Annotated in this window: 21 protein-coding genes and 1 tRNA gene; 13 read left to right on the top strand and 9 right to left on the bottom strand. The window is 75.8% G+C overall.

The genetic code is table 11. The annotated features are described in order from the left end of the window. Window positions 1-23 precede the first annotated feature (23 nt). A complete protein-coding gene (locus AB0637_RS01570; RefSeq protein WP_366169375.1) occupies window positions 24-2,126 on the bottom strand; it encodes an HD domain-containing phosphohydrolase in 2,103 nt (700 codons plus the stop codon). A 260-nt stretch (window positions 2,127-2,386) separates the two neighbouring features. Between AB0637_RS01570 and AB0637_RS01565 the strand changes: the two genes are divergently transcribed. Together AB0637_RS01565 and AB0637_RS01560 are read left to right on the top strand one after the other, a co-directional pair. Further along, window positions 2,387-3,733: a hemolysin family protein gene (locus AB0637_RS01565; RefSeq protein ID WP_366169374.1), complete on the top strand. Its 1,347-nt coding sequence runs from the start codon at window positions 2,387-2,389 to the stop codon at window positions 3,731-3,733. Continuing rightward, complete coding sequence (locus AB0637_RS01560; RefSeq protein WP_366169373.1) at window positions 3,730-4,782, top strand: hemolysin family protein; 1,053 nt, start codon at window positions 3,730-3,732, stop codon at window positions 4,780-4,782. The genes AB0637_RS01565 and AB0637_RS01560 overlap by 4 nt, the downstream gene beginning before the upstream one ends. Before the next feature lie 30 nt (window positions 4,783-4,812). Here AB0637_RS01560 and AB0637_RS01555 read toward each other — a convergent pair whose 3' ends face one another. Beyond that, on the bottom strand, window positions 4,813-5,175 hold the full coding sequence (locus AB0637_RS01555; protein ID WP_366169372.1) for a PRC-barrel domain-containing protein: 363 nt from the start codon (window positions 5,173-5,175) through the stop codon (window positions 4,813-4,815). 110 nt (window positions 5,176-5,285) lie between these two features. Between AB0637_RS01555 and AB0637_RS01550 the strand changes: the two genes are divergently transcribed. Continuing rightward, window positions 5,286-6,176: a hypothetical protein gene (locus AB0637_RS01550; RefSeq protein ID WP_366169371.1), complete on the top strand. Its 891-nt coding sequence runs from the start codon at window positions 5,286-5,288 to the stop codon at window positions 6,174-6,176. Window positions 6,177-6,248: 72 nt separating this feature from the next. On the opposite strand, the gene AB0637_RS01545 is transcribed toward AB0637_RS01550, so the two are convergent. The 4 genes from AB0637_RS01545 to AB0637_RS01530 are packed head-to-tail and all read right to left on the bottom strand — an operon-like array spanning window position 6,249 to window position 10,269. After that, the gene (locus AB0637_RS01545) at window positions 6,249-7,187 is read right to left on the bottom strand and encodes an NAD(+)/NADH kinase (protein WP_366169370.1); all 939 of its coding nucleotides are present in this window, start codon (window positions 7,185-7,187) and stop codon (window positions 6,249-6,251) included. 52 nt (window positions 7,188-7,239) lie between these two features. Next, on the bottom strand, window positions 7,240-8,100 hold the full coding sequence (locus AB0637_RS01540) for an ABC transporter ATP-binding protein (protein WP_366169369.1): 861 nt from the start codon (window positions 8,098-8,100) through the stop codon (window positions 7,240-7,242). A gap of 19 nt (window positions 8,101-8,119) precedes the next feature. Beyond that, window positions 8,120-9,214, bottom strand: coding sequence for an iron chelate uptake ABC transporter family permease subunit (locus AB0637_RS01535; RefSeq protein ID WP_366169368.1), 1,095 nt, complete (start codon window positions 9,212-9,214; stop codon window positions 8,120-8,122). Further along, window positions 9,211-10,269 (bottom strand): iron chelate uptake ABC transporter family permease subunit, encoded by a 1,059-nt coding sequence (locus AB0637_RS01530; RefSeq protein WP_366169367.1) that lies wholly within the window; start codon window positions 10,267-10,269, stop codon window positions 9,211-9,213. Before AB0637_RS01530 ends, AB0637_RS01535 begins: the two co-directional genes overlap by 4 nt. A gap of 274 nt (window positions 10,270-10,543) precedes the next feature. Here AB0637_RS01530 and AB0637_RS01525 point away from each other — a divergent pair, with 274 nt between their 5' ends. Genes AB0637_RS01525 through hrpB form a run of 3 tightly spaced genes read left to right on the top strand, consistent with a single transcriptional unit; the run spans window position 10,544 to window position 15,557 of the window. Beyond that, complete coding sequence (locus AB0637_RS01525; protein ID WP_366169366.1) at window positions 10,544-12,169, top strand: DEAD/DEAH box helicase; 1,626 nt, start codon at window positions 10,544-10,546, stop codon at window positions 12,167-12,169. 24 nt (window positions 12,170-12,193) lie between these two features. After that, on the top strand, window positions 12,194-13,021 hold the full coding sequence (locus AB0637_RS01520; protein WP_366169365.1) for a hypothetical protein: 828 nt from the start codon (window positions 12,194-12,196) through the stop codon (window positions 13,019-13,021). Window positions 13,022-13,070: 49 nt separating this feature from the next. After that, on the top strand, window positions 13,071-15,557 hold the full coding sequence (hrpB, locus tag AB0637_RS01515; RefSeq protein WP_366169481.1) for an ATP-dependent helicase HrpB: 2,487 nt from the start codon (window positions 13,071-13,073) through the stop codon (window positions 15,555-15,557). On the opposite strand, the gene AB0637_RS01510 is transcribed toward hrpB, so the two are convergent. Next, the gene (locus tag AB0637_RS01510) at window positions 15,549-16,064 is read right to left on the bottom strand and encodes a phosphoribosyltransferase family protein (RefSeq protein WP_366169364.1); all 516 of its coding nucleotides are present in this window, start codon (window positions 16,062-16,064) and stop codon (window positions 15,549-15,551) included. The genes hrpB and AB0637_RS01510 overlap by 9 nt on opposite strands. Before the next feature lie 119 nt (window positions 16,065-16,183). Here AB0637_RS01510 and AB0637_RS01505 point away from each other — a divergent pair, with 119 nt between their 5' ends. Together AB0637_RS01505 and AB0637_RS01500 are read left to right on the top strand one after the other, a co-directional pair. Then, window positions 16,184-17,242 carry an FAD-dependent oxidoreductase gene (locus AB0637_RS01505; RefSeq protein WP_366169363.1) on the top strand — a complete coding sequence of 353 codons (1,059 nt, stop codon included), beginning with the start codon at window positions 16,184-16,186 and terminating at the stop codon, window positions 17,240-17,242. 25 nt (window positions 17,243-17,267) lie between these two features. Continuing rightward, complete coding sequence (locus AB0637_RS01500; RefSeq protein WP_366169362.1) at window positions 17,268-17,759, top strand: glutathione peroxidase; 492 nt, start codon at window positions 17,268-17,270, stop codon at window positions 17,757-17,759. Window positions 17,760-17,772: 13 nt separating this feature from the next. Here the strand turns inward: AB0637_RS01500 and AB0637_RS01495 are convergent, their stop codons facing one another. Continuing rightward, entirely contained in the window at window positions 17,773-18,456 is a 684-nt protein-coding gene (locus tag AB0637_RS01495) for a SprT-like domain-containing protein (RefSeq protein ID WP_366169361.1), read from the bottom strand. A gap of 162 nt (window positions 18,457-18,618) precedes the next feature. Further along, window positions 18,619-18,693: transfer RNA gene (locus AB0637_RS01490), tRNA-Arg, on the bottom strand. A gap of 118 nt (window positions 18,694-18,811) precedes the next feature. On the opposite strand from AB0637_RS01490, the gene argS reads away from it, so the two are divergent. The 5 genes from argS (at window position 18,812) to thrB (ending at window position 25,414) form a co-directional block, all read left to right on the top strand. Next, window positions 18,812-20,476 carry an arginine--tRNA ligase gene (gene argS, locus AB0637_RS01485; protein WP_366169360.1) on the top strand — a complete coding sequence of 555 codons (1,665 nt, stop codon included), beginning with the start codon at window positions 18,812-18,814 and terminating at the stop codon, window positions 20,474-20,476. A 14-nt stretch (window positions 20,477-20,490) separates the two neighbouring features. Further along, window positions 20,491-21,882, top strand: a complete 1,392-nt coding sequence (gene lysA, locus AB0637_RS01480) for a diaminopimelate decarboxylase (protein WP_366169359.1) — start codon at window positions 20,491-20,493, stop codon at window positions 21,880-21,882. 120 nt (window positions 21,883-22,002) lie between these two features. Next, complete coding sequence (locus AB0637_RS01475) at window positions 22,003-23,301, top strand: homoserine dehydrogenase (protein ID WP_366169358.1); 1,299 nt, start codon at window positions 22,003-22,005, stop codon at window positions 23,299-23,301. Then, window positions 23,301-24,380 (top strand): threonine synthase, encoded by a 1,080-nt coding sequence (gene thrC / locus AB0637_RS01470; RefSeq protein ID WP_366169357.1) that lies wholly within the window; start codon window positions 23,301-23,303, stop codon window positions 24,378-24,380. The genes AB0637_RS01475 and thrC overlap by 1 nt, the downstream gene beginning before the upstream one ends. A gap of 5 nt (window positions 24,381-24,385) precedes the next feature. Further along, window positions 24,386-25,414: a homoserine kinase gene (gene thrB, locus AB0637_RS01465; protein ID WP_366169356.1), complete on the top strand. Its 1,029-nt coding sequence runs from the start codon at window positions 24,386-24,388 to the stop codon at window positions 25,412-25,414. Window positions 25,415-25,570: the final 156 nt, after the last annotated feature.

The following is a 25,570-nucleotide window of genomic DNA, read 5'->3' as shown; positions in this document are numbered from 1 at the left end:
CGTCCGCCGCCCGCCACGGCGGGTCAGGCGAAGGCGACCCCCAGAGCCCCGGTGAACGTGCCCGGGTCGTAGTGGGCGCCGGTGAGCGTCGCCAGGACCAGGACGGCCCCGAGGAAGCTCGCGCCGCGCAGGTCCGCGCCGGTGAGGTCGGTCCCCACCAGTGTCGCCCCGTCCAGCGTCGCGCCCCGCAGGTCGGCCCCGCGCAGGTTCGCCCCGTCCATGACAGCGCCGGTCAGCTTCGCGCCCCGCAGGTCGCGGTTGGCCAGGGAGCGACCGGTCAACGGGCAGCCCTCGAGCCGCGCGCCCCGCAGGTCCCGGTCGCCGGCGACGGCTCGCGCGCAGTCCGACCCGGCGCCCGGGGTCGGGCTGGTGGTCGTGGGGGCGACCGAGGGGCCGGTGGTCGGGCCGGTCGTCGGGCCGGTGGGGGGCCGTGTCGTCGTGGGTGACGTCGACGTCGGCGACCCGGTCCCCGTCGGGGTGGGCGCCCCCGTCGTGGTCGGACTCGTGGTGGGAGCCCCCGTGGGACTCGTGGGACTCGTGGGACTCGTGGTGGGGCCGGTCGTCGGAGAGGGCGCGCCTCCGCCTCCGCTGGGCGTCGGGCTCGCCGTGGGGGCCGTGGTCGTCGACGAGGTGGTCGAGGACGTCGGGGTGGGCTTCGGGACCGCCGGCGTGGACGGGGGCGTGGACGGGGGCGTGGGCGGGGGCGTCGGCGCGGTCGTGAGCGGGGGCGTGGGGACGGAGGACGGGGTGGCCGGGGTGGCCGGGCTGCCCGTCGGGGCACCGCCCGCAGCCCCGACCGTGCCCACCCCGGACCCGGCCCGGGCGGACAGCGGCCGGAACGGGTCGACGCCTCCCGCGAGCGGGGTCCAGGCGACGGTCGGAGTGGCCGGCGCGGACGGCGCCACGGTCACCGGGAGCGCGCTGGGGGACGCGTCGACGGGGGCGTCGACGGGTGTGCCGGCGACCGGGTCGGCCGCCTCCACGGCGGCCTGCGCCACCTGCGCGGGGAGCACGGCGGCGACCGCACCGGTGGCCAGAGCTCCCGAGCCGACGCCGAGGGAGGCCGTCAGGACGGCGCCGAGCAGGTGCCCGCCCGCCGTCTGCGCGGCCGCGGACAGCCCGGAGGCGGCCTGGGCGGGGGCGGAACCGACCCCCGGCAGCGAGGCGAGGAGCGTCGTGGGGCCCGCGACGAAGCGCAACCGGCCGATCCCGACACCCAGCAGGGCGCGGACGACGTCGGGGTCGAACTGCGTTCCGGCGCAACGGGTCAGCTCGACCCTGGCCTGCTCGGCGGTCAGCGGCCGCTTGTAGGAGCGCGCGGAGGTGATGACGTCGTAGGTGTCGGCGACGGCGATGACGCGCGCGGCCAGGGAGATGCCGGTGCCGGCCAGGCCCGCCGGGTAGCCCCGACCGTCCCAGCGCTCGTGGTGCTCCACGACGCCGTCGAGCCAGTCGCCCAGCCAACCCCGCAGAGGCTCGACGAGGTCGTCGCCGTGCGCCGGGTGCTGCTGCAGGCACGCCCACTCCTGCGGGGTGGGCCGGCCGTTCTTGTTGATGACCTCCACGGGCACGTGGACCTTGCCGACGTCGTGCAGGAGGGCGACCCAGCTGAGCCGCTCGACGTCCTGCGCCGGCAGCCCCATCTCGCGTCCGATGAGGGCGGCGTAGGCCTGGACGCGTTCGCCGTGCGCGCGGGTGCGGTCGTCGTGGGCGGCCAGCGTCCCGACGAGGGTCAGCAGCCAGTCGCCCGCGCCGCCGGCCGACTCCCGCGGGAGCGTCGTCGGGGACCACGTGCGACGGGCCACCGCGAAGCGGCTGGGCACCTTGTCCGGTACGACGAGGCTGAGGCGCAGCAGCGCCGACAGCGGCACGAGCCGACGGAACCAGCGCGAGAGCCCGAACAGCACGGCGGTCGAGAGGGCGACGACGAGCAGCAGCCAGGCCAGGCCGGGCAGGCCGAGGCGCTCGGCGGGCAGCCAGTGCGCCGCAGCCGCCCCCAGGGCGAGCGCCACGACGACCGGCCCGAGCGTCGCGCCGGCCCGCACGACCGTCGCGAGGACCGGACGGGCACGCCACTGCACCGACGGCGCCTGCTCGCCGTAGCTCTGGGTGGGTCCTGCGGTCACGGTCCTGTCTCGGCGCGACCGGGCCGCTCCTGAGCGGTGGTGCGCCCCGTTCACCCGCCCGGGCGCGCGACCGGGGGCCCGGTTGGGCCGTCCGGGCCGGGTCGGGACGTGACGAGCTGCACGGGCCCGGTACCGGAAGCTGCCACTACCATCGGGAACGCCATGAGCTCAGATGCACGGGTCGACTCCGACCCTCCCAGCAGCAGCAGTCACCATCCTCGCCCGGCGGTCGCCGGGGAGCTCTCGCCGGGGAACCCCGGGTGCTGACCGAGTGGCTCCTCCTGCTCGTCGGGATCGTCCTCACGCTGGGGACCGCCGTCTTCGTCGCGGCCGAGTTCGCGTTCGTCACCCTGGACCGCTTCACGGTCGAGAAGGCCGTCGAGGACGGTGACCGGCGCGCCGCCGGTGTGCTGCCGGCGCTGCGCACCCTGTCGACCCAGCTGTCCGGGGCCCAGGTCGGGATCACCCTCACGACGCTGCTCGTCGGCTACCTCACCGAACCCTCGCTCGCCTCGCTGCTCGGCGGCCCGCTGTCCTCGCTCGGCCTCGGCGACCGGCTCGCCGACTCCGTGGCGGGGGTGGTCAGCGTCGTCATCGCGGCCGCGTTCTCGATGGTGGTCGGCGAGCTCATCCCGAAGAACCTCGCGCTGTCGGTGCCGCTGCGGACGGCCGGGGTCGTCGCGCCGCTGCAGCGCGGGTTCACCTGGTTCACCGGCCCGCTCCTGACGGTCCTCAACGGCAGCGCCAACCGGTTCCTGCGCCTCATCGGCGTGGAACCGCAGGAGGAGCTGTCCGGGGCCCGCTCGGCGCGCGAGCTCGCCGCCCTGGTCCGCCGCTCGGCGGACATGGGCACCCTGGACGAGGGCACCGCGAACCTCATCAGCCGCTCGCTGCTGTTCGGGGACCAGACGGCCGCCGACGTCATGACGCCCCGCGTGCGGATGGAGGTCGTGCGGCTGGAGGACTCCGCCGCCGACGTCGTCGCGCGCGCCCGGGCCACGGGGCACTCCCGCTTCCCGGTGACCGGGGACGACGACGACGACGTGCGCGGCGTCGTGCACCTCAAGGCCGCCGTGGCTGTCCCGCCGGACCGCCGGCACGACGTGCCCGCGGCCGCGCTCATGACCGACGCGCGCCGCGTGCCGGACTCCCTGACGCTCGAACCGCTGCTGCTCCAGCTGCGGCAGAAGGGGCTGCAGCTCGCCGTGGTGGTGGACGAGTACGGCGGCACGGCCGGTGTCGTGACGCTGGAGGACCTCGTGGAGGAGATCGTCGGCGACGTCTCCGACGAGCACGACCGCGACCGCGGCGGAGTGCGCCAGCACCGCGACGGCACGTGGACCGTCCCCGGGCTCGCGCGCCCGGACGAGGTGCGCGACGCGACCGACGTCGAGGTGCCCGACGACCCCGCCTACGAGACCGTCGGCGGGTTCGTCATGGCCCGGCTCGGCCGCATCCCCGTCGTCGGGGACGAGGTCGAGGTCGACGGCGCCGTCCTGCGGGTGGCGCGGACGGAGGGCCGGCGGGTCGAGCGGCTGCGCCTGAGACCGCGCACCGCCGCCGACGCCGAACCGGCGCAGACCACCCGGGACGGGGGTGCCCGGTGAGCGACCAGGCCTCCCTCGTCCTCGCCGCGCTGCTGATCCTCGGCAACGCGTTCTTCGTCGGCGCCGAGTTCGCCGTCCTGTCCGCGCGCCGCAGCCAGGTCGAGCCGCTGGCCGAGACCAGCGCCCGGGCGCGGTCGGCGCTGGTGGCCATGGAGCACGTCTCGCTCATGCTGGCGACCTGCCAGCTCGGCGTGACGCTGTGCTCCCTCGGCTTGGGCGCCGTCGCCGAACCGGCGATCGCGCACCTGCTGGAGCCGTTGTTCCACGCCGTGCACCTGCCCGAGGTGCTCGTGCACCCCGTCTCCCTCGTCATCGCCCTGTCGATCGTGACGTACCTGCACGTCGTCGTCGGCGAGATGATCCCGAAGAACCTGTCGATCGCCGGGCCGGACCGCGCGGTCCTCCTCCTGGCGCCGCCGCTCGTCGCGATCGGCCGTTTCATCGGCCCGCTCATCCGGACGCTGAACGCCCTCACCAACGCGGCCCTGCGCCTCATGGGCGTCGAACCCAAGGACGAGGTCTCGAGCGCGTTCACCGTCGAGGAGGTCCAGTCGATCGTCGCCGAGTCGCGGCGGGAGGGAACCCTCGACGACTCCGGCGGTCTCGTCACCGGGGCGCTGGAGTTCTCCGACCGGACCGTCGGCGACATCGCAGTGCCCCTGGCCGGTCTGCGGACGCTGCCGGTCGGTTCCTCACCCGCGGACGTGGAGGCGCTCGTGGCCCGGACCGGGTTCAGCCGCTTCCCGCTCGTGGACGCGGCCGGTGACCTTCACGGCTACCTGCACCTGAAGGACATCCTCTACGCCGACCCCGCCGAGCACCCGGACCGCTACGCCGAACCGGTGCCCGAGAAGCGGATCCGGGCCCTGGGAACCCTCGGCGCGGCGGAGGAGGTCGAGGACGCCCTGACGGCCATGCGCCGCACGGGGGCGCACCTGGCCCGCGTCGTCGACGAGGCGGGCGCCGTGACGGGCGTCGTGTTCCTCGAGGACGTCCTGGAGGAACTCGTCGGCGAGGTCAGCGACGCCATGCAGCGCGCCCGCTCCTGACCGCCCGGGGCGGGGGAGCGGGCGCGGGGGTCAGCGGCGCGCGAGCCGCCGGCCGCTGGGGGTGTCCGCGGGGTCGTACTCCATCGCGTAGTGCGCGTAGATGCGGGGTTCGTCGTCCGGACCGAGTTCCTCGTCGGTGCCGAAGGACGGCGCGGCCTTGACGGTCTCCTTGGGGAAGGGGACGCGGATGTCGTGCCGGCCGACGGCCGCGCCGTCCAGCGGCACGAGGACGACCTTCTTGAACCCCATCATCCCCGTCTCGACCGCGGCGAAGAGCCACTCGTCGGTCGCGGCGTCGACGTAGACGGACGCCAGCGTCCCCACCTTGGCGTCGCTCACGTCGAGGACGGGCGCGCCCTTCCACTGGTTCAGGTCCTGCACGAGGATGCTCATGGCCACACTCTGTCGGGACGGTCCCCACCCCGCGAGAGGGGGGCCTTCACAGGACCCGACCGCGCCGTTGCCGGGTCCGCCCCCCGGGGGGTGCCACGATGGGTGGCGGCATGAGCGAGCAGACGACACCCCGGACGACCCTGACCATCAACTGGCTGCAGATCGCGGGCGGAGCCGGCGCGGCCGTGACCTCCGCGGTCCTGCTGGCCGGCCTGAAGACCTTCGGCACCTACGGCACCCTCGTCGGTGCCGCCCTCGGCAGCGTCATCGCCTCCACGGCGGCCGCGATCTACGGGCACTACCTCAACGCGAGCCGCGAGCGGGTCCGCGAGGCGGCCCGCAAGGCCCGCGAACGACGCACCGGCCCCGTGCCGCCCGCCCAGGACGAGCACCCCGACCGGGCCGACCCGCCCGTCGACCCGCCCGCGGACCCGCCCGCGGACCCCGGACCGCCCGTCCCCGGGCCCCCGGTGCCCGGGCCCCGCCAGCGCAAACCCTTCCGGGCCCGGCACGCCGTCCTGCTGGGGGTGGTCGCGTTCGTCCTGAGCGTCGGTGGGATCTTCGTCTACGAGTCGGTGAGCGGGCAGAGCGTGGCCGCCGAACGGCAGGGCGGCACGGGGACCATCAGCCACAGCATCGTCGGGACACCCCTCACGGAGGCGCCGGTCGTCCCCACGCCGACGCCCACCCCGACGGACACCCCCACGGACACGGCGACGGCCACGGACACGGCGACCGCCACGGACACGGCCACGGCGACCTCGACGCAGAGCCCGACGGACTCGGGCACCGCGACGGCCGACCCCACCGCGACGAGCCGGTCCACGGGCACGGCCACGAGCACGGCCACGGGCTCGCCCACGGACACCGCGACGTCGGGGGCCGGCGCCGAGCCCACGGCGAGCGCCGCCGCGTCGGGGAAGGCCGCAACACGGGGCGGGGCGCAGGACGCGGCCCCCGCCTCGGCCCTGCCGACCGCGCAGGCCACCGCGACGCCGTGACCCCGGAGTCGTGACCCCTGAGTCGTGACCCCGGCAGCGTGACGCCCACCGGCCCCGCGGGGCCGGTGGGCGTCAGCGCAAGCGGGTGGTCTCGCTGCGCCGCAGCTCCTTCGGCACGAGTTCGAGCATCTCCTCGGGCAGCAGCGGCAGGTCGAGCAGGCTGAGCTTCACCCTCGCCCGCCGACCGTGGCTGCCCGCGTCGAGCCGGATGACGTGCCCGGCGTCGCGTTCGGCGTGCACCTCGATGACCGACCCCGGCGGCAGTTCCCCGGCCGCGATGCCGTCGACCTCGACGACCGGCGGGCCGGACTTCTCCAGCAGTTCCAGGCGGACGGGTTCGTCGACGCCGAGCACGATGGGCCGCCCGATGCCGGACATGGGCGCGACGGGGGTCACGAGGAGCGCGTCGGCTCCGGGGGAGACGACGGGTCCGCCCGCCGCGTAGCTGTAGGCCGTCGACCCCGTCGGCGTGGCCAGCACGATGGCGTCGCAGCGCAGGTACCCGATGCGCTGGTCGGCCACCGACAGCGCCGCCGTCACCGTGCCGCGGCCCGGGGTGCGGGCCAGGGCGATGTCGTTGAAGGCGACGGCCTCACGCCGTTCGTCGCCCGTGTGCAGCTCGGTCCGCAGCGACAGGTGGGGTTCGACGGTGAAGTCGCCCGCGGAGATGCGTTCGAGCGCCGCCGGCAGCTCGCTCGGCTCGAGCTCGACGAGGAACCCCAGGTGCCCGAGGTTGACGCCCAGCACGGGCACCTTGGAGCTCGCGACGAGGCGCAGGGCCCCCAGCATCGTGCCGTCCCCACCGAGGCTGACGACGGCGTCGACGGTGGCGGCGAACTCCTCGACGCCGACGCGGGTCACGGTGGGCGGCAGCCGGGTGGCGTCGGTGCGCAGCCCGACGACCTCCTTGCCGTGCTCGTGGGCCCAGCGTTCGACGACCCGGGCCTCCTCGACGGTGTCTCGCACGGGGTGCACGACGAGGCCGAGGCGTCCGACGGATCCGGGGTGCACGTGCGACACGCTAAGGGGCCCTGACGACGGCGGGGGACCGGGGGTCGACCGGTCAGGCCGGTTCGTGCGTCGCGGGACGGCCCGCGGGGTGGCCCCCGGCGTGCTGCGGTGCGTCGCGACCGAGGCGGCTCGTGCGGGCGCGGGGGACCACGAGGGGCGTCCCCGTCTCCGGGTCGGGGACGACGACGCACGGGAGGCCGAAGACGGCTTCGACGAGTTCGGCCGTCACGACCTCCGACGGGTCGCCCTGGGCGAGCACGGCCCCGTCCTTCATCGCCACGAGGTGCGTGGCGTACCGGGCGGCGTGGTTGAGGTCGTGCAGGACGGCGACCAGGGTGCGGTCCTGCTCCTCGTGCAGCTGCGCGCAGAGGTTGAGCACCTCGATCTGGTGGGCGATGTCGAGGTACGTCGTCGGTTCGTCGAGCAGCAGGATCGGCGTCTCCTGCGCCAGGGCCATCGCGATCCACACGCGCTGGCGCTGCCCGCCGGACAGCTCGTCGACGGTGCGGTCGGCCAGGTCCTCGACCCGGGTCCACGCCATGGCCGCGTCGACGGCGCGCTCGTCCTCCCGCGTCCACTGCCGCAGCAGCTTCTGGTGCGGGAACCGGCCACGGGCGACGAGGTCGGCGACGGTGATGCCGTCGGGCGCCGTGGCGGTCTGCGGCAGCAGCCCGAGCCGGCGCGCGACCTCCTTGCCGGGCAGGGAGTGGATCTGCTGGCCGTCGAGGAAGACGGCGCCCTTGGCCGGTTTCAGCATGCGGGCCAGCGCGCGCAGCAGGGTCGACTTGCCGCACGCGTTGGGCCCGATGATGACGGTGAAGGACCCGTCGGGGATCTCGACGCCGAGGTCGCGGGCGATGGTGCGGTCGTCGTAGGCCAGGGTGAGGTCGACGCCGCGCAGCCGGGGGTCCATGGGTTCTCCGTTCCGAGGGTCAGCCGCGCCCGCGGCGCCACTGCGAGGCCAGCAGCCAGGCGAGGTAGAGACCGCCCACGGCGCCGGTGACGACGCCGACGGGCAGCTGGGTGGGGGCGAACACGCGCTGGGCGGCGAGGTCGCTGACGAGCAGCAGCAGGGCCCCGGTGAGCCCGGCGGCGACGAGCCCCGCACCGACGGCCCCGGTGAGCTTGCGCGCGACCTGCGGGGCCGCCAGGGCGACGAAGCCGATGGGACCGGCGGCCATGGCGGCCAGCGCGGTGAGCGCGGTGGCGAGGACGAGGACGAGCGCCCGGGTGCGGCCCACGTCGACACCGAGCGCCCGCGCGGCGTCGTCACCGAGGTCGAGCATCGTCAGCGACCGGCCCGCGAGGAGCAGGACGGGCAGCAGGACGGCGAGCCCGATGCCGAGCGGCGTCGCCTGCTCCCAGCCCCGCCCGTTGAGCGAGCCGGTGATCCACGCCGTGGCGCTCTGGGCGTCCTCGACGCGGGAGCGGGTGAGCAGGTAGTTGTTCGCCGCCTGCAGGACCGCGGAGGCCCCGATGCCGACGAGGATCAGCCGGTAGCCCTGGACCCCGCCACGGCTGGACAGCGCGTAGACGAGCACGGCCGTGACGCCGCCGCCGACCAGGGCGCCGAAGGACACCGCCCAGCCGCCGAGCTGCAGCACGAGCAGCACGACGAGGGCGCCGGTGACGGCCCCGGAGGTGAACCCGATGACGTCGGGGGAGCCGAGCGGGTTGCGCGTCACGAGCTGGAAGACGGCGCCGGCCACCCCGAGGGCGAGCCCGACGAACAGACCCGTCACGACGCGGGGCAGCCGCAGACCCGTGACGATGAACTCGTCCGCGCGGTCGCCGCGCCCGACGAGGGTGCGCAGCACGTCGGGCACCGAGATCGGGTAGTCGCCCGTGGTGAGGCTGACCGCCACGACGGCCGCGAGCAGGACGAGCAGCACGACGCAGACCGTGAGCGTGCGCCCCTCGACGCGCACGGACAGCCCGCGGCCCGCGCGGACGGTCCGGCCGGCGCGCGCCCGGTCGGCCACCCGACGGGGCCGGGGGACGGGACCGTGCGCGCTCGCGGCGCTCACAGCTGCGCCACCCGGCGCCGGCGGACCAGGGCGATGAGGACCGGGGCCCCCAGGACGGCGGTGACGATGCTGACCTCCAGCTCACCGGGGCGCACGACGATGCGGCCGAGGACGTCCCCGAACAGCAGCAGCGCGGGGGCCACGACGCAGGACAGGGGCAGGACCCAGCGCTGGTCCGGGCCCGTGAGGGCGCGGACGAGGTGCGGGACGGCCAGCCCGACGAACGCGATCGGCCCGGCGGCGGCGGTCGCCGCCCCGCACAGGAGGGTCACGGCGACGGCGGTGAGGACGCGGGTGCGGCCGACGTGCGCCCCCAGGGCCCGACCGGAGTCCTCCCCGAGCGCGAGGGCGTTGAGCGGCCGGGCCTGGGACAGGGCCAGGACGGTGCCGACGGCGAAGAACGGCAGCAGCTGGACGACGACGGACAGGTCGTGCCCGGCGAGCGTGCCGACCTGCCAGAACCGGAACCGGTCGAAGGTGGTGGTGTCCAGCAGGACCGTGCCGCTGACGTAGGCGTAGAGAGCCGCCGAGATCGCGGTGCCCGCCAGCGCCAACCGCACCGGCGTGGCCCCGCCACGGCCCGTGGCGCCCAGGAGGTAGACGACGACGGAGACGACGGCCGCGCCCGCGACGGCCGCCCAGACGAGCTGCAGGCGCGAGGTGAGGCCGAGGACGCCGACCGCGGTGACCATGGCGGCGGCCGCCCCGGCGTTGACGCCGAGCAGGCCGGGGTCGGCGAGCGGGTTGCGGGTCAGGGCCTGCATGAGGGCGCCGGACAGGCCCAGGGCCACCCCGACGGCGATGCCCACGAGCGTGCGCGGCACCCGGAGCTCGCGGACCACGAGGACGTCCTGCGCGTTGCCGCCGGTGCCGCGCAGCGCGTCGAGCACCGTGCCGAGCGGGATCTCCCGGGAGCCGACGGCGAGGCTGGCCAGCACGGCGACCACGAGCAGCAGGACGGCCACGAGCAGGGCCGCGGGACGGTGCCCGGAGCGCCGCCGCGCCGGCGGGGCGCCGGGGGCCGCGGCGGGCCGCGGCGTCGTCGAGGTGGACACGACAGGTGAGGTTAGCCTCTCCACGCTCAGCGGTGCACGACCGGCCGCGCGGGAGGGTCCGGGGTGGGGTTCGCCTGAGGTTCCGGCGCCGCCCGCCGATGGAGGGGATGCGGTCTCCCCGGCCCCGGCCCACTACAGTGGACGTCGGCGGTCACCTGAGGTGACCGCGGTCGAGTGTTCAGTCCGGGTGAGCCCGGGCGCAGGTCCCCCGTGGTCCACGGGTGCGGTCGGGCACCACGGCCGATCCCCGTGTCCGACCACCGGAAGGCTCTCCGTGACTTCGTCCGCGTCCCGCGGCTCCCGCACGTCCACCTCCAGCACCCCCGGCGCCCAGCGCGCCGCCGCGGCCGACGGCTCCGTGCCGCAGCCGCGCCGCCGGCGCCGGGCCACCGCCCCGGGGACCGCCCCGAGCACCGGGCGGACCCCGCGCGAGCAGGCCGACCGCCATGCGCGGCCCGAGGTCGTCGCCGACACCGTGACCGAGGTCGTCACCGACGACCGGTCCTTCCTCGAGCTCGGCGTCCCGCAGCCCCTCGTCGACGTCCTCGCCGACCGCGGCGTCACCAGTCCGTTCCCGATCCAGACCGCGACGCTCCCGGACTCCCTCGCGGGCCGCGACGTCCTCGGTCGCGGTCGCACCGGAAGCGGCAAGACGATCGCCTTCGCCCTGCCGCTCGTGATCCGGCTCGCGGCCTCCAAGGCCCCGCGCCGCAGCACCCGTCCGCGCTCGCTCGTCCTCGTGCCGACCCGTGAGCTCGCCAACCAGGTCGCGGCGTCGGTGACGCCGCTCGCCCAGGCCGTCGGTCTGCGCACGGCCGTCGTCTTCGGCGGCGTCGGGCAGAACCCGCAGGTCACGGCCCTCGCGCAGGGCGTCGACATCCTCATCGCCTGCCCGGGCCGGCTCGAGGACCTCATCGGCCAGGGCCACTGCCGTCTCGACGCCGTCGAGGTCACCGTGCTCGACGAGGCCGACCACATGGCCGACCTCGGCTTCCTGCCGGGCGTCAAGCGGCTCATGGACGCGACCCCGGTCGTCGGCCAGCGGCTGCTGTTCTCCGCCACGCTGGACAACGGCATCGACGTCCTCGTCAAGCGCTACCTGTCCGAGCCCGTCGTGCACTCCGTCGACCCGGCCGTCGCGCCGGTCTCGACCATGGAGCACCACGTCCTCGAGGTCGCCTCCGACGCCAAGGGCACGCTCGTGCGCGAACTGGCCTCCGGCCAGGGCCGCACCGTCCTGTTCACGCGCACCAAGCACGCGGCCAAGAAGCTGGCCAAGCAGCTCACGGCCGTCGGCATCCCCGCCGTCGACCTGCACGGCAACCTCAGCCAGAACGCCCGGGAGCGCAACCTCGGTGCCTTCTCCGACGGGTCGGTCCGCGTGCTGTGCGCGACCGACATCGCCGCGCGCGGGATCCACGTCGACGAGGTCGGTCTCGTCGTGCACGTCGACCCGCCGACCGAGCACAAGGCGTACCTGCACCGGTCCGGGCGCACGGCCCGCGCCGGCGCCGGCGGTCTCGTCGTCACGGTCGCGACGCCGGACCAGCGCGGTGACGTCCGCACGCTGGCCCGCCAGGCCGGCATCTCCCCGCAGTGGACCCCGGTCAGCGCGGGGCACGCCCTGACCGCCCGGCTGGTCGGTCCCGCGGCCGCCTACGTCGACCCCGCGGACTCGCCGGTGCCCACGGCGCCGGCGCAGCCCCAGCGGGCCGCGAAGCCGCGCACCGCACCGGCCCCCGCGCGCACGGCGTCCACCCGGACCGCCCCGGCGCGGACGGCTTCGACGGGCAGCGCCCGTCGTCCCGCGGCCGCCGGTGAGTCGGCGGCTCCGTCCGGTGGCGCTCGTCGTCGGCGCGGTGGCCGTGGTGGTCGCGGCGCCGGGACCGCAGCGCGCTGAGGCGTCCCGCCCTAGATTGCTGAGGTGGGCGGTCGGCGTCGCTGGTGGGGGTACACCCATCCGCACAGCCGCGCCGCCGTCCACGTCGTCTTCTGGCTGCTCGTCGCCGGCGTCGCCGGCGCCGTGTGGTGGTGGTTCCGCGGGCGGCACGCGCCCCTGCGGCCGGCACCGGTCCGCGTCCTGCAGGGTGTCGTGGCCGGGCTGGCCGTCGGCCTGATACTCGTCGGGACGACGTGGCGCAGCGTCACCGACCTCGGTGACGCCCCCGTCTGTGCGGCCCCGCCGGGGGAGGAGTGGGGCTCCACGACCGAGGTCGGGCCCCTGACGTTGAGCGTCCTCGCGCAGAAGGTCGCCACCTGGCCCGAGACCGGCCTGGCCATGCTCTACGCCGACGCCCGCGGACTCAGCGTGTGCCGGTACGCCGCGGCCGACTACTACGTGGCCGTCGTCCCGGTCGCCGTCGCCGGCAAGCGGACGACCAACTTCGGGGACATGGTCGTCTCGCCGCGCTTCCCGACGGTGCCCTCGCAGGCGGCCGCCCTCGCCCGCCACGAGTCGCGTCACCGTCCGCAGTGGGCCGTCGCCACGGTGCTGGCCGGTCCGGCCGCCTTCCCGGTCGCCTACGGCGTCGACGACTTCTTCTTCCCGGGGGCGCGCAACCACTTCGAGCGGCAGGCGGGCCTGGCCGAGGGCGGTTACGTCCCCGCGGGCGGCGCGCCGGTCCTCGGGCCGCCCCAGGTCGGCGTGCTCGCGGGTGTGCTCGCGGTGGGGGCCGGGCTGGTGGTGCTGCGCCGCCGCACCCGCCGCCGCACCCGCCGCCGTGCCCGGCCGAGCCGCCGCCGGGCAGGATGACCCGGTGCCGCCGGGACCCTCCACCTCGCTCGCGTCCGTCGTCGACACGCTGCTCACCACCCGCCGCGCCGAGCTGCCCGTCGGCGCCGCCGTGCCCGCCCTGCTCGCCGCCCTGGCCGACCGGGGCGCCGCCGTCCTGCAGGCGCCGCCCGGCACGGGCAAGACGACGCTGGTCCCGCTGGTCCTCGCCGCCCTCGGGACGGGGCGGGTCGTCGTCGCCGAACCGCGGCGCGTCGCCGCGCGCGCCGCCGCGGCGCGGATGGCCGCGCTCCTGGGCGAACCCGTCGGCGCGACCGTCGGCTACGCCGTGCGCGGGGAGCGGCGCGTCGGTCCCGGCACCCGCGTCGAGGTCGTGACGACCGGTCTGCTCCTGCGGCGGCTGCTGCGCGACCCCGACCTGCCCGGTGTCGACGCGCTCCTGCTCGACGAGGTGCACGAACGGCAGCTCGACGCCGACCTGGTCCTCGCCTTCGCCCTGCAGACCCGCGAGATCCTGCGCGAGGACCTGCGCCTCGTCGTGGCCTCGGCGACCCTCGACGTCCCGCGCCTGGCCGAGCTCACGGCGGCCCCCGTCGTGACGGCCAGCGCCCCCGTCCACCCGCTCGACGTGCGGTGGTGCCCGCCCCCGCGTCCCGTGCGCCCGCCGGACGGGTTGCGCGTCGACCCCGCGCTGCTCGACCACGTCGCCGGGCTCGTGGGTCGCGCGCTCGCCGAACGCGACGGCGACGTGCTGGTGTTCCTGCCGGGGACCGGGGAGATCGGGGCGGTCCAGCGCCGGCTGGAGGCGGGCGGGTCCCCGGGATGTGACCTGGTTCCCCTGCACGGCAGGCGGTCCGCGTCCGAACAGGACGCCGCCCTGCGTCCCGGACCGCGTCGCCGGGTGGTCCTGTCCACGGCCGTCGCCGAGTCGAGCCTGACGGTTCCGGGGGTGCGCGTCGTCGTCGACGCGGGGCTCGCGCGCGTCCCGCGCTTCGACCACGCCCGCGGGTTCGGCGGCCTCGACACCGTGCGCGTCTCGCGCGCGGCCGCGGACCAGCGCGCCGGTCGCGCCGCGCGGGAGGCGGCGGGCACCGTCTACCGCGCGTGGTCGGCGGCCGACCACGCGCTGCTCACCCCGCACACCGTGCCGGAGGTCCTCACGGCCGACCTCACGGGGTTCGCCCTCCTGTGCGCGGGGTGGGGCGAGGTGGCCGACCTGCCGCTGCTGGACGCCCCGCCGGCCGGTCCCCTCACCGCGGCCCGGGACGTCCTGCACCGGCTCGGCGCCCTGTCGGACGGGACCCTCACCCCGCTCGGGCGGGCCCTGGCCGACGTCGGCCTGCACCCGCGGCTGGCCCGCGCGCTGCTCGTGGGAGCCGAACGGGTCGGAGCGGGCACCGCGACCGAGGTCGTGGCCCTGCTGTCCGAGGACGGCGGTGCCGGTGGCGGTGACGACCTCGTCGCGCGCTGGCGCGCCGCGGACCGCGACCCGCGGCCGGAGTGGCGGCGCGAGGTCGCCCGCCTCCGCGCCGCCCTGCCCGCGGGGCGTGCGGGGGCCCGTCGCGGACCGGGGGTGCCGCGTGACCTCGCGGCCGGCCTCGTCGTCGCGCTCGCCCACCCCGAGCGGGTCGCCCGGCGACGCAGCACGGACGGGACGGCGTACGCGACCGCGGGCGGGACCGGGGTCGAGCTGGCGGAGGGCAGCGGGCTGCGCGGGGCGCCGTGGCTGGCCGTGGCGGTGGCCGACCGGGCCCCGGGGCGGGCCGCCGCCCGGGTGCGGTCCGCGGCGCCCCTGGACGAGGACACCGCCCGCGAGGTCGTCGGGGTGCGGGTGGTCGACGAGGTCGTCTGGGACGGGGACGTGCGGGCCCGCCGCGTCGAACGGCTCGGTGCCCTGGAGCTCTCGGCGCGGCCGCTGGCCCACCCGCCCGCGGACGCCGTGGCCGCTGCGGTCGCCGAGGGCGTCCGGCGGGAGGGGTTGCAGCTGCTGACGTTCGGGACGGCCGCCCGGTCCCTGCGGGCCCGCGTGACGTGCTGCCGTGCAGCGCAAGGGGATCCGTGGCCGGACCTGGGGGACGAGCACCTGCTCGCGACCCTGCCGGAGTGGCTCGGCCCGCAGCTGGCCGGGGTGCGCTCGCGGCGCGACCTGGCGCGGATCGACGTGCTCGCGGCCCTGCGGGCGCTGCTGCCGTGGCCGCAGGCGGGCCGGCTCGACGACCTGGCCCCCGTCGACCTGCCCGTGCCGTCCGGGCGGCGGGTGGCCCTCGACTACGCCGAGCCGGCCGCCCCCGTCCTGGCGCTGAAGCTGCAGGAGGCGTTCGGCTGGACCGCGACGCCCCGGCTGGTCGACGGGCGGGTGCCCGTCGTCCTGCACCTGCTCTCCCCGGCGGGACGGCCGCTGGCGGTCACCGCGGACCTGGAGTCCTTCTGGCGCACGGTTTACCCGGCCGTGCGCGCGGAGAACCGCGGGCGCTACGTCAAGCACCCGTGGCCGGAGGACCCGCTGACGGCCGTTCCCACGGCCAGGACGTCGGTCCGGGCCCGCGGTTCAGGCTGAGGTGACCTCCGGGACGGGGCCCTGTGCCGACCACGGGAAGTCGATCCACCGGTCGGTCTCGCGCCAGGCCCAGTCCGGTTCGCGGGTCGTCGTGGGTTTGCGGTAGACGACGACCGACCGCGCCCGCACCCCGGCGTCGGCGCACAGCCCGACGACGACGCCCAGCGTCCGCCCGGTGTCGGCCACGTCGTCGACGACGAGCACGTCCCGGCCGGCCAGTTCGGTGAGGTCGACCGAGGGCGCGAGGACGACGGGCTCGGGCAGCCGGGAGTCGACCCCCGTGTAGAACTCGACGTTGATCGTCGCCGTCTCCTTGACGTCTAGGGCGTAGGCCAGCCCCGCCGCCAGCGGCAGCCCACCGCGGGCGATGCCGAGGACGACGCCCGGGCGGAACCCGTCCCGGGCGATGGTCGTGGCGAGGTCGCGGACGGCGTCACCGAACGTGGACCACGTGAGCACCTCCCGTCCCTCGTCGCGGGTGTCGGGGTTCGCGGGGGAGTCGGTCACGCGGCGAGGCTAGTGGGGGACGCTGGACGGCGGCGCCGGTCTTTCCCCGACACGCGGGGCCCCGGGACATTACGATCACTCTTCGTGACGACACGTGTGCGCAGGCGACCGTGGTGGGGGTGGACGTGAGTCCGGCCCTGACCACGGTCGACGTCGTCGTCGTGGGGGCCGGGCAGGGGGGCCTGTCCGCCGCCTTCTTCCTCGACCGCGCCGGTCTCGACCCCGGGCGCGGCTACGTCGTGCTCGACGCCGACGACGAACCCGGGGGCGCCTGGCGCCACCGGTGGCCCGGGCTCGTCATGGCGCGCGTCAACGGCGTCCACGACCTGCCCGGCTACCCGCTGGGGCCCGTCGATCCCGCGGCCCCCGCGCGCGAGGTCGTCCCGGCCTACTTCGCCGAGTACGAGCTGCGCCTCGGTCAGCCCGTGCGCCGGCCCGTGGCCGTCGAGGGGGTGCGCCCGGCGGGGGCGCGGTTGCTCGTCTCCTCCACGGCGGGGACCTTCGCGGCGCGCGCGGTCCTCAACGCCACCGGCACGTGGACCCGGCCCTTCTGGCCGTCCTACCCCGGCCGCGGGACGTTCCGGGGCCGGCAGCTGCACACCGCCGACTACGCCGGGCCGCAGGAGTTCGAGGGTCAGCACGTCGTCGTCGTGGGTGGCGGCATCTCGGCCGTGCAGCACCTGGAGGACCTCGCCGCGCACGGCGTCGGGACGACCTGGGTGACACGGCGCGAACCCGTGTTCCGCGAGGACTTCGACGTCGAGGCGCGTCGCGCCGCCGTCGAGGTCGTGGCCCAGCGGGTGGCGGCGGGGGAGCCGCCCGGCAGCGTCGTCTCGGCCACCGGTCTGCTGCTCACCCCCGAGGTCGCGGCGCTGCGCGACCGCGGGGTGCTCAAACGGCACCCGGCGTTCTCGCGCATCACACCCGACGGCGTCGAGTGGGCCGACGGGTCCCGCCAGGGCGCCGACGCGATCCTGTGGGCCACCGGCTTCCGGCCCGCGCTGGACCACCTGCGGGGACTGCACCTGCGCGAACCGGGCGGCGGCATCCTCGTCGACGGCACGCGCGTCGTGCGCGAACAGCGGCTGCACCTCGTCGGCTACGGCCCGTCGGCCAGCACCGTCGGCGCGAGCCGGGCGGCGCGCGAGGCCGTCCACGAGGTGCTCGCGGGACGCTGAGGCGGCGCGGGTACGTTCTGCGCCCATGAGCTCCCCCTGGTCCGTGCCCCTCACTGCCCTCACCGGCGGCCCGCTGCCGACGCAGTCCCTCGACGGTCGCGCCGTGCTCGTCGTCAACGTCGCCTCCCGGTGCGGGCTGACCCCGCAGTACGAGGCGCTGGAGGCCCTGCACCGGGAGTTCTCCGACCGCGGGTTCACCGTCCTCGGCGTGCCCTGCAACCAGTTCAACGGCCAGGAGCCGGGCAGCGACGAGGAGATCGCCGAGTACTGCTCGGCCACCTGGGGCACGACGTTCCCGATGACGACGAAGGCCGACGTCAACGGCCCGGACCGCCACCCGCTGTACGACGTGCTCACCGCGACGCCGGACGCCGACGGCGAGGCCGGCGACGTCGCGTGGAACTTCGAGAAGTTCCTCGTCGCCCCCGACGGGGAGGTCGTCGCGCGGTTCCGCCCCCGCACCACGCCGGAGGACCCCGCGCTGCGGGCGGCGGTGCAGGAGCAGCTGCCCGCCTGACGGGTTCGTGGACTCACTTGCGGCGCAACGGTTCGGCGAGGGCGAACGGTACGGTGAGCACGCCCCGCCGGACCCGCACGTGGTACCGGGACCGGCCGACCTTGACGACCTCCCCGGTCGCGCCGGCGTGCGGTCCGCCGCCGCCCACGCGGACCCGGGTCCCGACGTCGAGGCGGTCCCGGACCACCGGTCCGGTGCGCCCCCCGGTCAGGTGCGCCCAGTCCTCCTGGTAGCTGGCCGGCAGCGCCGACGGCGGCACCGGGCGGCCCTGGAACGACCAGCTCACGACGTTCGCGGGGTCGAAGCCGGGGCCGCAGCGGGCGCACGCGACCACCCGGGTCGGGCGCCGGTGGCGGGTCGCGGTGTGCCCGGCGGGGCAGGTCCCGGTCCACGGACCGGGGGGCCGGGGCGCGCTCGAGGTCCGCTCGGCCGAGCAGCCGATGCGCCGGGCCGTCGCCCGCCAGACCGCGTCGTGCCCGTGGCGGGGGCCGACGAGCGCGTGCGCGATCTCGTGCAGCACGGTGTCGCGCACCTCCGCCTCCTCGTGCAGGGCGGTCAGCGGCCCGCTCAGCCCGATCTCGCGGCGGTCGGCGCGGCAGACCCCGGCCCGGGTCTTGGCCCGGTCCAGCACCACCGTCCAGCCGTCCAGCCCGTGCTCGGCCACCAGCTCCCGCGCCATGACCAGCGCGTCCCGCACGTCCACCCGCACCCCTCGCCTCACCCGGGCCCTCCCCGACGCGCCGCATCGGAGCACAGGCCTCCGACACGGGCCCCCGGCCGGGGCGGGTGGCGCGGAGGGGTGGTGGGGAGGGGGCGGGGACGACGAAGGGCGCCGCACGGTGTGCGGCGCCCTTCGTGGTGGTGCCCCCGGCAGGACTCGAACCTGCGCACACGGCTCCGGAGGCCGATGCTCTATCCGCTGAGCTACGGGGGCCCTGCGGTGCGACGCAGACACTACCAGCGATGACCCGTCGTCCCGACCAGGCCCGCCCCCGTCCGGCCCTGTGGGCGGCGGACGGAGGCGAGGCGCTGCGCCGGTAGGCTTGCCACTCGTGACTCCCGCCGAGCTCTCAGCTGCCCTGAGGGACGCCCTGACCACGGCCGTGACGGCCGGAGAGCTGTCCCTCGACCCCGCCGACGTGCCGGCCGAGGTCCGCGTGGAGCGCCCGAAGAACCGCGAGCACGGTGACTGGGCCACCAGCGTGGCCCTGCAGCTGGCGAAGAAGGCCGGCACCGCGCCGCGCGAGGTCGCGGCCGTCGTGCAGCGCCGGCTCCTGCAGGTCGAGGGCGTCGAGGCCGTCGACATCGCCGGCCCCGGGTTCCTCAACATCACCCTCGACGCGGCGGCCGCCGGCGACCTCGCCCGCGTCGTCGTCGAGGCCGGTGCCGCCTTCGGCCGCGCCGCGGTGCCGAGCGGGGAGAAGGTGAACCTCGAGTTCGTCTCCGCGAACCCCACCGGGCCCATCCACCTCGGCGGCACCCGTTGGGCCGCCGTCGGCGACTCCCTGGCCCGGGTCCTGCAGGCCGGCGGGGCGCACGTGACGCGCGAGTACTACTTCAACGACCACGGCGCCCAGATCGACCGCTTCGCGCGGTCGCTGCTGGCGCGGGCCCACGGAGAGCCGGCCCCCGAGGACGGCTACGGGGGCGACTACGTCGGCGACATCGCCGACGCCGTGCTGGCCCGCGTGCCGGGTCTGCTCGACCTGCCGCGCGAGCAGCAGCAGGAGACGTTCCGCCGCGAGGGCGTCGACCTCATGTTCACCGAGATCAAGCAGTCCCTCGCCGAGTTCGGCGTCGAGTTCGACGTGTACTTCCACGAGGACTCCCTGCACGGCACCGGGGCCGTGGACCGCGCCGTCCAGCGGCTGCGCGACCTCGGCCGGATGTACGAGGCCGACGGGGCGACCTGGTTGCGCACCAGCGACTTCGGTGACGACAAGGACCGCGTCGTCATCAAGAGCGACGGCAACCCGGCCTACATCTCCGGTGACCTCGCGTACTACCTCGACAAGCGTGAGCGCGGGTTCGACCGGTGCGTGATCATGCTCGGCGCGGACCACCACGGGTACGTCGGCCGGATGATGGCCATGTGCGCCGCGTTCGGCGACGAACCGGGCGTGAACCTCGAGATCCTCATCGGCCAGATGGTCAACCTGGTGCGCGAGGGCGTGCCCCTGCGGATGAGCAAGCGCGCCGGCACCGTCGTGACGATGGAGGACCTCGTGGGCGCCGTCGGCGTCGACGCGGCCCGCTACTCCCTCGTGCGCTCCAGCGTGGACTCCAGCATCGACATCGACCTGGACCTGCTGACCAGGCGCACGAACGACAACCCGGTGTTCTACGTCCAGTACGCCCACGCGCGGACGGTGAACGTCGGTGTCAACGCCACGACGGCCGGGGTGCGCCGCGAGGACGCCTTCGACCCCTCGCTGCTCACCGACGAGACCGAGTCGCTGCTGCTCGCCGCCCTCGCGGAGTTCCCCGAGGTCGTGCGCCGCGCCGGGGAGCTGCGTGAACCGCACCGCATCGCGCGCTACCTGGAGGAGCTGGCCGGCCGGTTCCACAAGTTCTACGACGCCTGCCGCGTCACGCCCCGCGCGGGCGAGGACGTGACCGACGTGCACCGCACCCGGTTGTGGCTCAACGACGCCACCCGCCAGGTGCTCGCCAACGGTCTGGCCCTGCTCGGCGTCTCGGCGCCGGAACGCATGTGAGGAGAGGGACACCCGTGGCGGACATCGCCGTCGTCCCCGCGTGGCTCACGCCGCCGGCCGACGTCAACGAACTCCTCCCGCAGTTGTGGGCGCGCACCGTCGCCCGCGCCGCGGACGGGGCCCTGCACGTCGGTGGGGTCGGCGTCGCCGACCTCGCGCGCGAGCACGGCACCCCGCTGTTCGTCGTCGACGAACTGGACTTCCGCTCGCGCGCCGTCGCGTTCCGCGACGCCTTCGCCGACGCCTTCGCCGACCTGTGCGGAGGTGCCGACGTGTACTACGCCTCGAAGGCGTTCCTCGCCACGGGCGTGGCGCGCTGGATCGCCCAGGACGGTCTGCACCTGGACACGGCCTCCGGCGGTGAGTTGGAGCTCGGGCTCCGCGGCGGTGTGCTGCCGGGCCGGATCGCCCTGCACGGCAACAACAAGTCGCGCCGCGAGATCGCGACGGCGCTCGAGGCCGGGGTCGGCCGGATCGTCGTGGACTCCCTCGGGGAGATCGACCTCGTCGCCGACCTCGCCCGCGAGCGCGGTGTCGTGGCGCCCGTCATGCTGCGCGTCACCGTCGGCGTCGAGGCGCACACCCACCAGTACGTCGCGACCGCCCACGAGGACCAGAAGTTCGGGTTGTCGCTGGCCTCCGGTCAGGCCGAGCAGGGCGTCGCCCGCGCCCTGGCCCGCCCCGAGCTGCAGCTGCTCGGTCTGCACAGCCACATCGGCTCGCAGATCTTCGACCTCGGCGGGTTCGAGGTCTCGGCGCGCAGGCTGCTCGAGCTGCACCGCCGGATCGAGCGCGAGCACGGTGTCGAACTGCCCGAGATCGACCTCGGCGGCGGCTACGGCGTGGCCTACACGTCCGAGGACAAGCCGTTGCAGCCCCAGGAGATCGCCGGCCGCCTGGCGGAGATCGTGGCGCGCGAGTGCCTCGTGCAGGGCATCGCGGTGCCTCGGGTGTCGGTCGAACCGGGCCGGGCCATCGCGGCGCCGTCCACGTTCACCCTCTACGAGGTGGGCGCGACGAAGGACGTCCAGCTCGACGGCGGCACGCGCCGGCGCTACGTCTCCGTCGACGGGGGCATGAGCGACAACATCCGCACGGCGCTCTACGACGCGGACTACTCCGCGACGATCGCCTCGCGCGCCTCGGTGGCGACCGGGGTCCTCTCCCGCGTCGTCGGCAAGCACTGCGAGAGCGGGGACGTGGTCGTGCGCGACGAGTTCCTGCCCGACGACGTGGGCGCGGGCGACCTGCTCGCCGTGCCCGGCACGGGTGCCTACTGCCGCAGCATGGCCAGCAACTACAACCAGGTGCCGCGGCCGGCGGTCGTGGCGGTGCGGGACGGGGCCACGTCGCTGCTGGTCCGCCGGGAGACGCCGGAGGACCTGCTCGCGCTCGACGCGGGCTGAAGGGCTCCCGCACCGCGGGTGAGAGGGTTGGCCCGGTTCCCGCCGGACGGGCCGGGTGCACGGCACGGTGGGACGGGACGGCGGGACGACGTTGCTGGACGGAAGTAGGGAGCACACGCGGTGGAGCCGGTGAAGGTCGCGCTGCTCGGGTGCGGTGTCGTGGGCACCGCGGTCGCACGGCTGCTGACGACGCAGGCCGACGAGCTGGCGGCGCGCGTGGGTGCGCCGCTGGAGCTCGTGGGCATCGCCGTGCGGCGCCTGGGGCGGGACCGCGGTCTGGGGGTCGACCCCGCGCTGTTCACGACCGACGCCGAGGAGCTCGTGACGCGCGCGGACGTCGTCGTCGAGGTCATCGGCGGCATCGAGCCGGCGCGCTCGCTCATCCTGCGCGCGGTCGAGCACGGCGCGTCCGTGGTGACGGCCAACAAGGCGCTGCTCGCCGCCGACGGTCCGGTGCTGTACGAGGCGGCCGCCAAGGCCGGTGTCGACCTGTACTACGAGGCGTCGGTCGCCGGGGCGATCCCGCTGCTGCGGCCCCTGCGCGAGTCCCTCGTCGGCGACCGCGTCACGCGCGTGCTCGGCATCGTCAACGGGACGACCAACTACGTCCTGGACCAGATGGACACCACGGGGATGGGCTTCTCCGAGGCCGTCGAGCAGGCGCAGGCGCTCGGCTACGCCGAGGCCGACCCCACGGCCGACGTCGAGGGCTTCGACGCGGCCGCGAAGGCCGCGATCCTCGCCTCCCTGGCGTTCCACACCCGGGTGAGCCTCGACGACGTGCACCGCGAGGGCATCACCGAGGTCAGCGCCGCCGACGTGCGGGCGGCGCAGCTGCAGGGCTGCGTCGTGAAGCTGCTGGCCATCTGCGAGCGCGGGACGGACGCCGACGGCAACGAGGCCGTCTCGGTGCGCGTCCACCCGGCGATGCTGCCGCGCGGGCACCAGCTCGCAGGGGTGCGCGGCGCCTTCAACGCCGTCTACGTCGAGGCCGAGTCGGCCGGCCAGCTGATGTTCTACGGCCCCGGAGCGGGGGGTCAGCCCACCGCCAGCGCCGTCATGGGCGACGTCGTCGCCGTGGCCCGGCACAAGGTCGTCGGCGGTCGCGGGCCGGGGGAGTCGGCGTACGCCGAACTGCCCGTGCAGCCCATGGCCGACACCGTCACGCGCTACCACGTGCGGCTCGACGTCGCGGACAAGCCCGGGGTGCTCGCGCAGGTCGCGGGCGTCTTCGCCGCGCACGGCGTCTCGATCGAGGCCGTGCAGCAGCGCCACGACGACGCCGGTCGCGCCGTCCTCGTCGTGGTGACGCACAGCGCCACCGACGCGGCCCTGTCGGCCACGGTCGACGAACTGGAACAGCTGGACATCGTGGACTCCGTGGCCGGTGTGCTGCGGGTCGAGGGAGGGGACGCCTGATGGCGCACGTGTGGCGAGGTCTCATCGAGGAGTACCGGGACCGGCTGCCCGTGACCGAGGCCACCCCCGTGGTGACGCTGGGGGAGGGCGGCACGCCGCTCGTCCCGGCCCCGCACCTGTCCGCGCTCGTCCGCGGCCGGGTCCTCATCAAGGTCGAGGGGTGCAACCCCACCGCGTCGTTCAAGGACCGCGGCATGACGATGGCGATGAGCAAGGCCAAGGAGAACGGCGCCGAGGTCGTCATCTGCGCCTCGACGGGCAACACGTCGGCGTCGGCCGCCGCGTACGCCACCGCGGCGGGCATCCGCTGCGCGGTCCTCGTGCCGGACGGCAAGATCGCCATGGGCAAGCTGTCCCAGGCCGTCGCGCACGGCGCGACGATCCTGCAGGTCGACGGCAACTTCGACGACTGCCTCAACCAGGCCCGCAAGCTCGCCGAGGCCTACCCGGTCGAGCTCGTGAACTCGGTGAACCCGTACCGCATCGAGGGTCAGAAGACGGGCGCCTTCGAGGTCGTCGACGTCCTCGGCGACGCACCGGACATCCACGCGCTGCCCGTCGGCAACGCGGGCAACATCACGGCGTACTGGAAGGGCTACACCGAGTACGCGAAGGACGGGGTCGCGTCCCGCACGCCGAAGATGTGGGGCTTCCAGGCCGCAGGGGCCGCCCCCATCGTCAAGGGCCACCCCGTCGACGAGCCGGAGACCATCGCGACGGCCATCCGCATCGGCCACCCCGCGTCGTGGACGGGGGCCACCACGGCCCGCGACGACTCCGGCGGTCGCGTCGACGCCGTCACCGACGAGCAGATCCTCGCCGCGCACCGCTGGCTGTCGGCGCGCGAGGGCGTCTTCGTCGAACCCGCGTCCGCCGCCGGGGTGGCGGGGCTGCTCGCCGCGCACGAGGCCGGCGAGGTGGAGCCCGGCCAGACGATCGTCATCACCGTCACCGGCCACGGCCTCAAGGACCCGCAGTGGGCCCTGCAGCTGGCCGCCGGCGCCGAGGGGTCGGTCGAGCCGGTCCGCGTGCAGCCCGACGCCGTGACCATCGCCCGCGCCATCGGCGTGGACGTCTGACCCGCGTGGACCTCCAGTCCGGCTCCGCGTCCAGCTCCGTCGGCGGACTCGTGACGCCGCCGGCGCGGTCCGGGACGCTCGCGTCCCTGCCCACCGGCACGGTCGCGACCGTCCGGGTGCCGGCGACGAGCGCGAACCTCGGACCGGGATTCGACGCCTTCGGACTGGCCCTGGACCTGTGCGACGAGGTCCGGGCCGAGGTCCGGGACGGCGCAGGCCTGTTCGTGCGCGTCGAGGGGCAGGGCGCCGGGGTCGTCCCGACCGACGAGCGCCACCTCGTCGTGCGCGTGCTGCGCGAGGAGCTCGCCGCCGCGGGTTTCGCCGCGCCCGGGCTGGACGTGCTGTGCCGCAACGTCATCCCGCACGGTCGCGGGTTGGGGTCCTCGGCGTCGGCGATCGTGGCGGGGTTGGCGGTGGCGCGCGGCCTGCTGCGTGCGGCCGGGGTCCTGGCCGAGACGGACGAGCAGTCCCGCGCGCGCGTGCTGCTCGAGGCCTCGCGCCGCGAGGGGCACCCCGACAACGCGGCCCCGGCCGTGCACGGCGGGTTCACGATCGCGTGGACGACCGGGGACGACCCGACGCACCCGGACGCCGTCCGGTCGGTGCGGCTGACGGTGCACCCCGACGTGCGCGCCGTCGTCTGCGTCCCGGCCGAGGAGCTCGCGACGTCGCGGGCCCGGGCCCTGCTGCCGGCCACGGTCCCGCACGGCGACGCCGCGCTGACGGCGGGCCGCGCCGGTCTGCTCGTGCACGCGCTCACGGCAGACCCCTCGCTGCTGCTCGACGCCACCGAGGAGCGCCTGCACCAGGCCCAGCGCGCGCCGGCCATGCCCCGTTCGGCCGACCTGTTGCGGGCGTTGCGGTCCGAGGGTCTCGCGGCGGTCGTCTCCGGCGCCGGGCCGAGCGTCCTGACGCTCACCGACGCCGCCGGCGTCGAGCGGGTCCGCGCGGTCGCGGCGGCGCACGGTGCCTGGGACGTGCACGCCCGCCCCGTGCACGCCACGGGCGTGGAGTGGTCCGGCCCGCAGTCCTGATCCACCGGTCCTGCACGCGACGCGCCGTGCGCCGAACGGGGGACCGGGACGGCACGGGTCCGCCCGGGTGTTAGCATCGGAAGCAGCACCCACGGCGGGACACTCACGGTGGGGCTCTCTCGAGCCGAGATCCGTCCCTGCTGCGTCCGTTCCCCG

It is taken from the genome of Kineococcus sp. NPDC059986 (genome assembly GCF_040702905.1).
GTDB lineage: Bacteria > Actinomycetota > Actinomycetes > Actinomycetales > Kineococcaceae > Kineococcus.
Note: the sequence above shows the minus strand (reverse complement) of the source record. Positions and strands in the feature narration are given on the sequence as shown.

Coding starts and splice junctions, on each gene's coding strand:
- AB0637_RS01555 (WP_366169372.1), bottom strand. CDS start 5,175: ATGAGCATCCTCGTGCAGGACCTGAACCAGTGGAAGGGCGCGCCCGTC.
- AB0637_RS01550 (WP_366169371.1), top strand. CDS start 5,286: ATGAGCGAGCAGACGACACCCCGGACGACCCTGACCATCAACTGGCTG.
- AB0637_RS01540 (WP_366169369.1), bottom strand. CDS start 8,100: ATGGACCCCCGGCTGCGCGGCGTCGACCTCACCCTGGCCTACGACGAC.
- AB0637_RS01500 (WP_366169362.1), top strand. CDS start 17,268: ATGAGCTCCCCCTGGTCCGTGCCCCTCACTGCCCTCACCGGCGGCCCG.
- thrC (WP_366169357.1), top strand. CDS start 23,301: ATGGCGCACGTGTGGCGAGGTCTCATCGAGGAGTACCGGGACCGGCTG.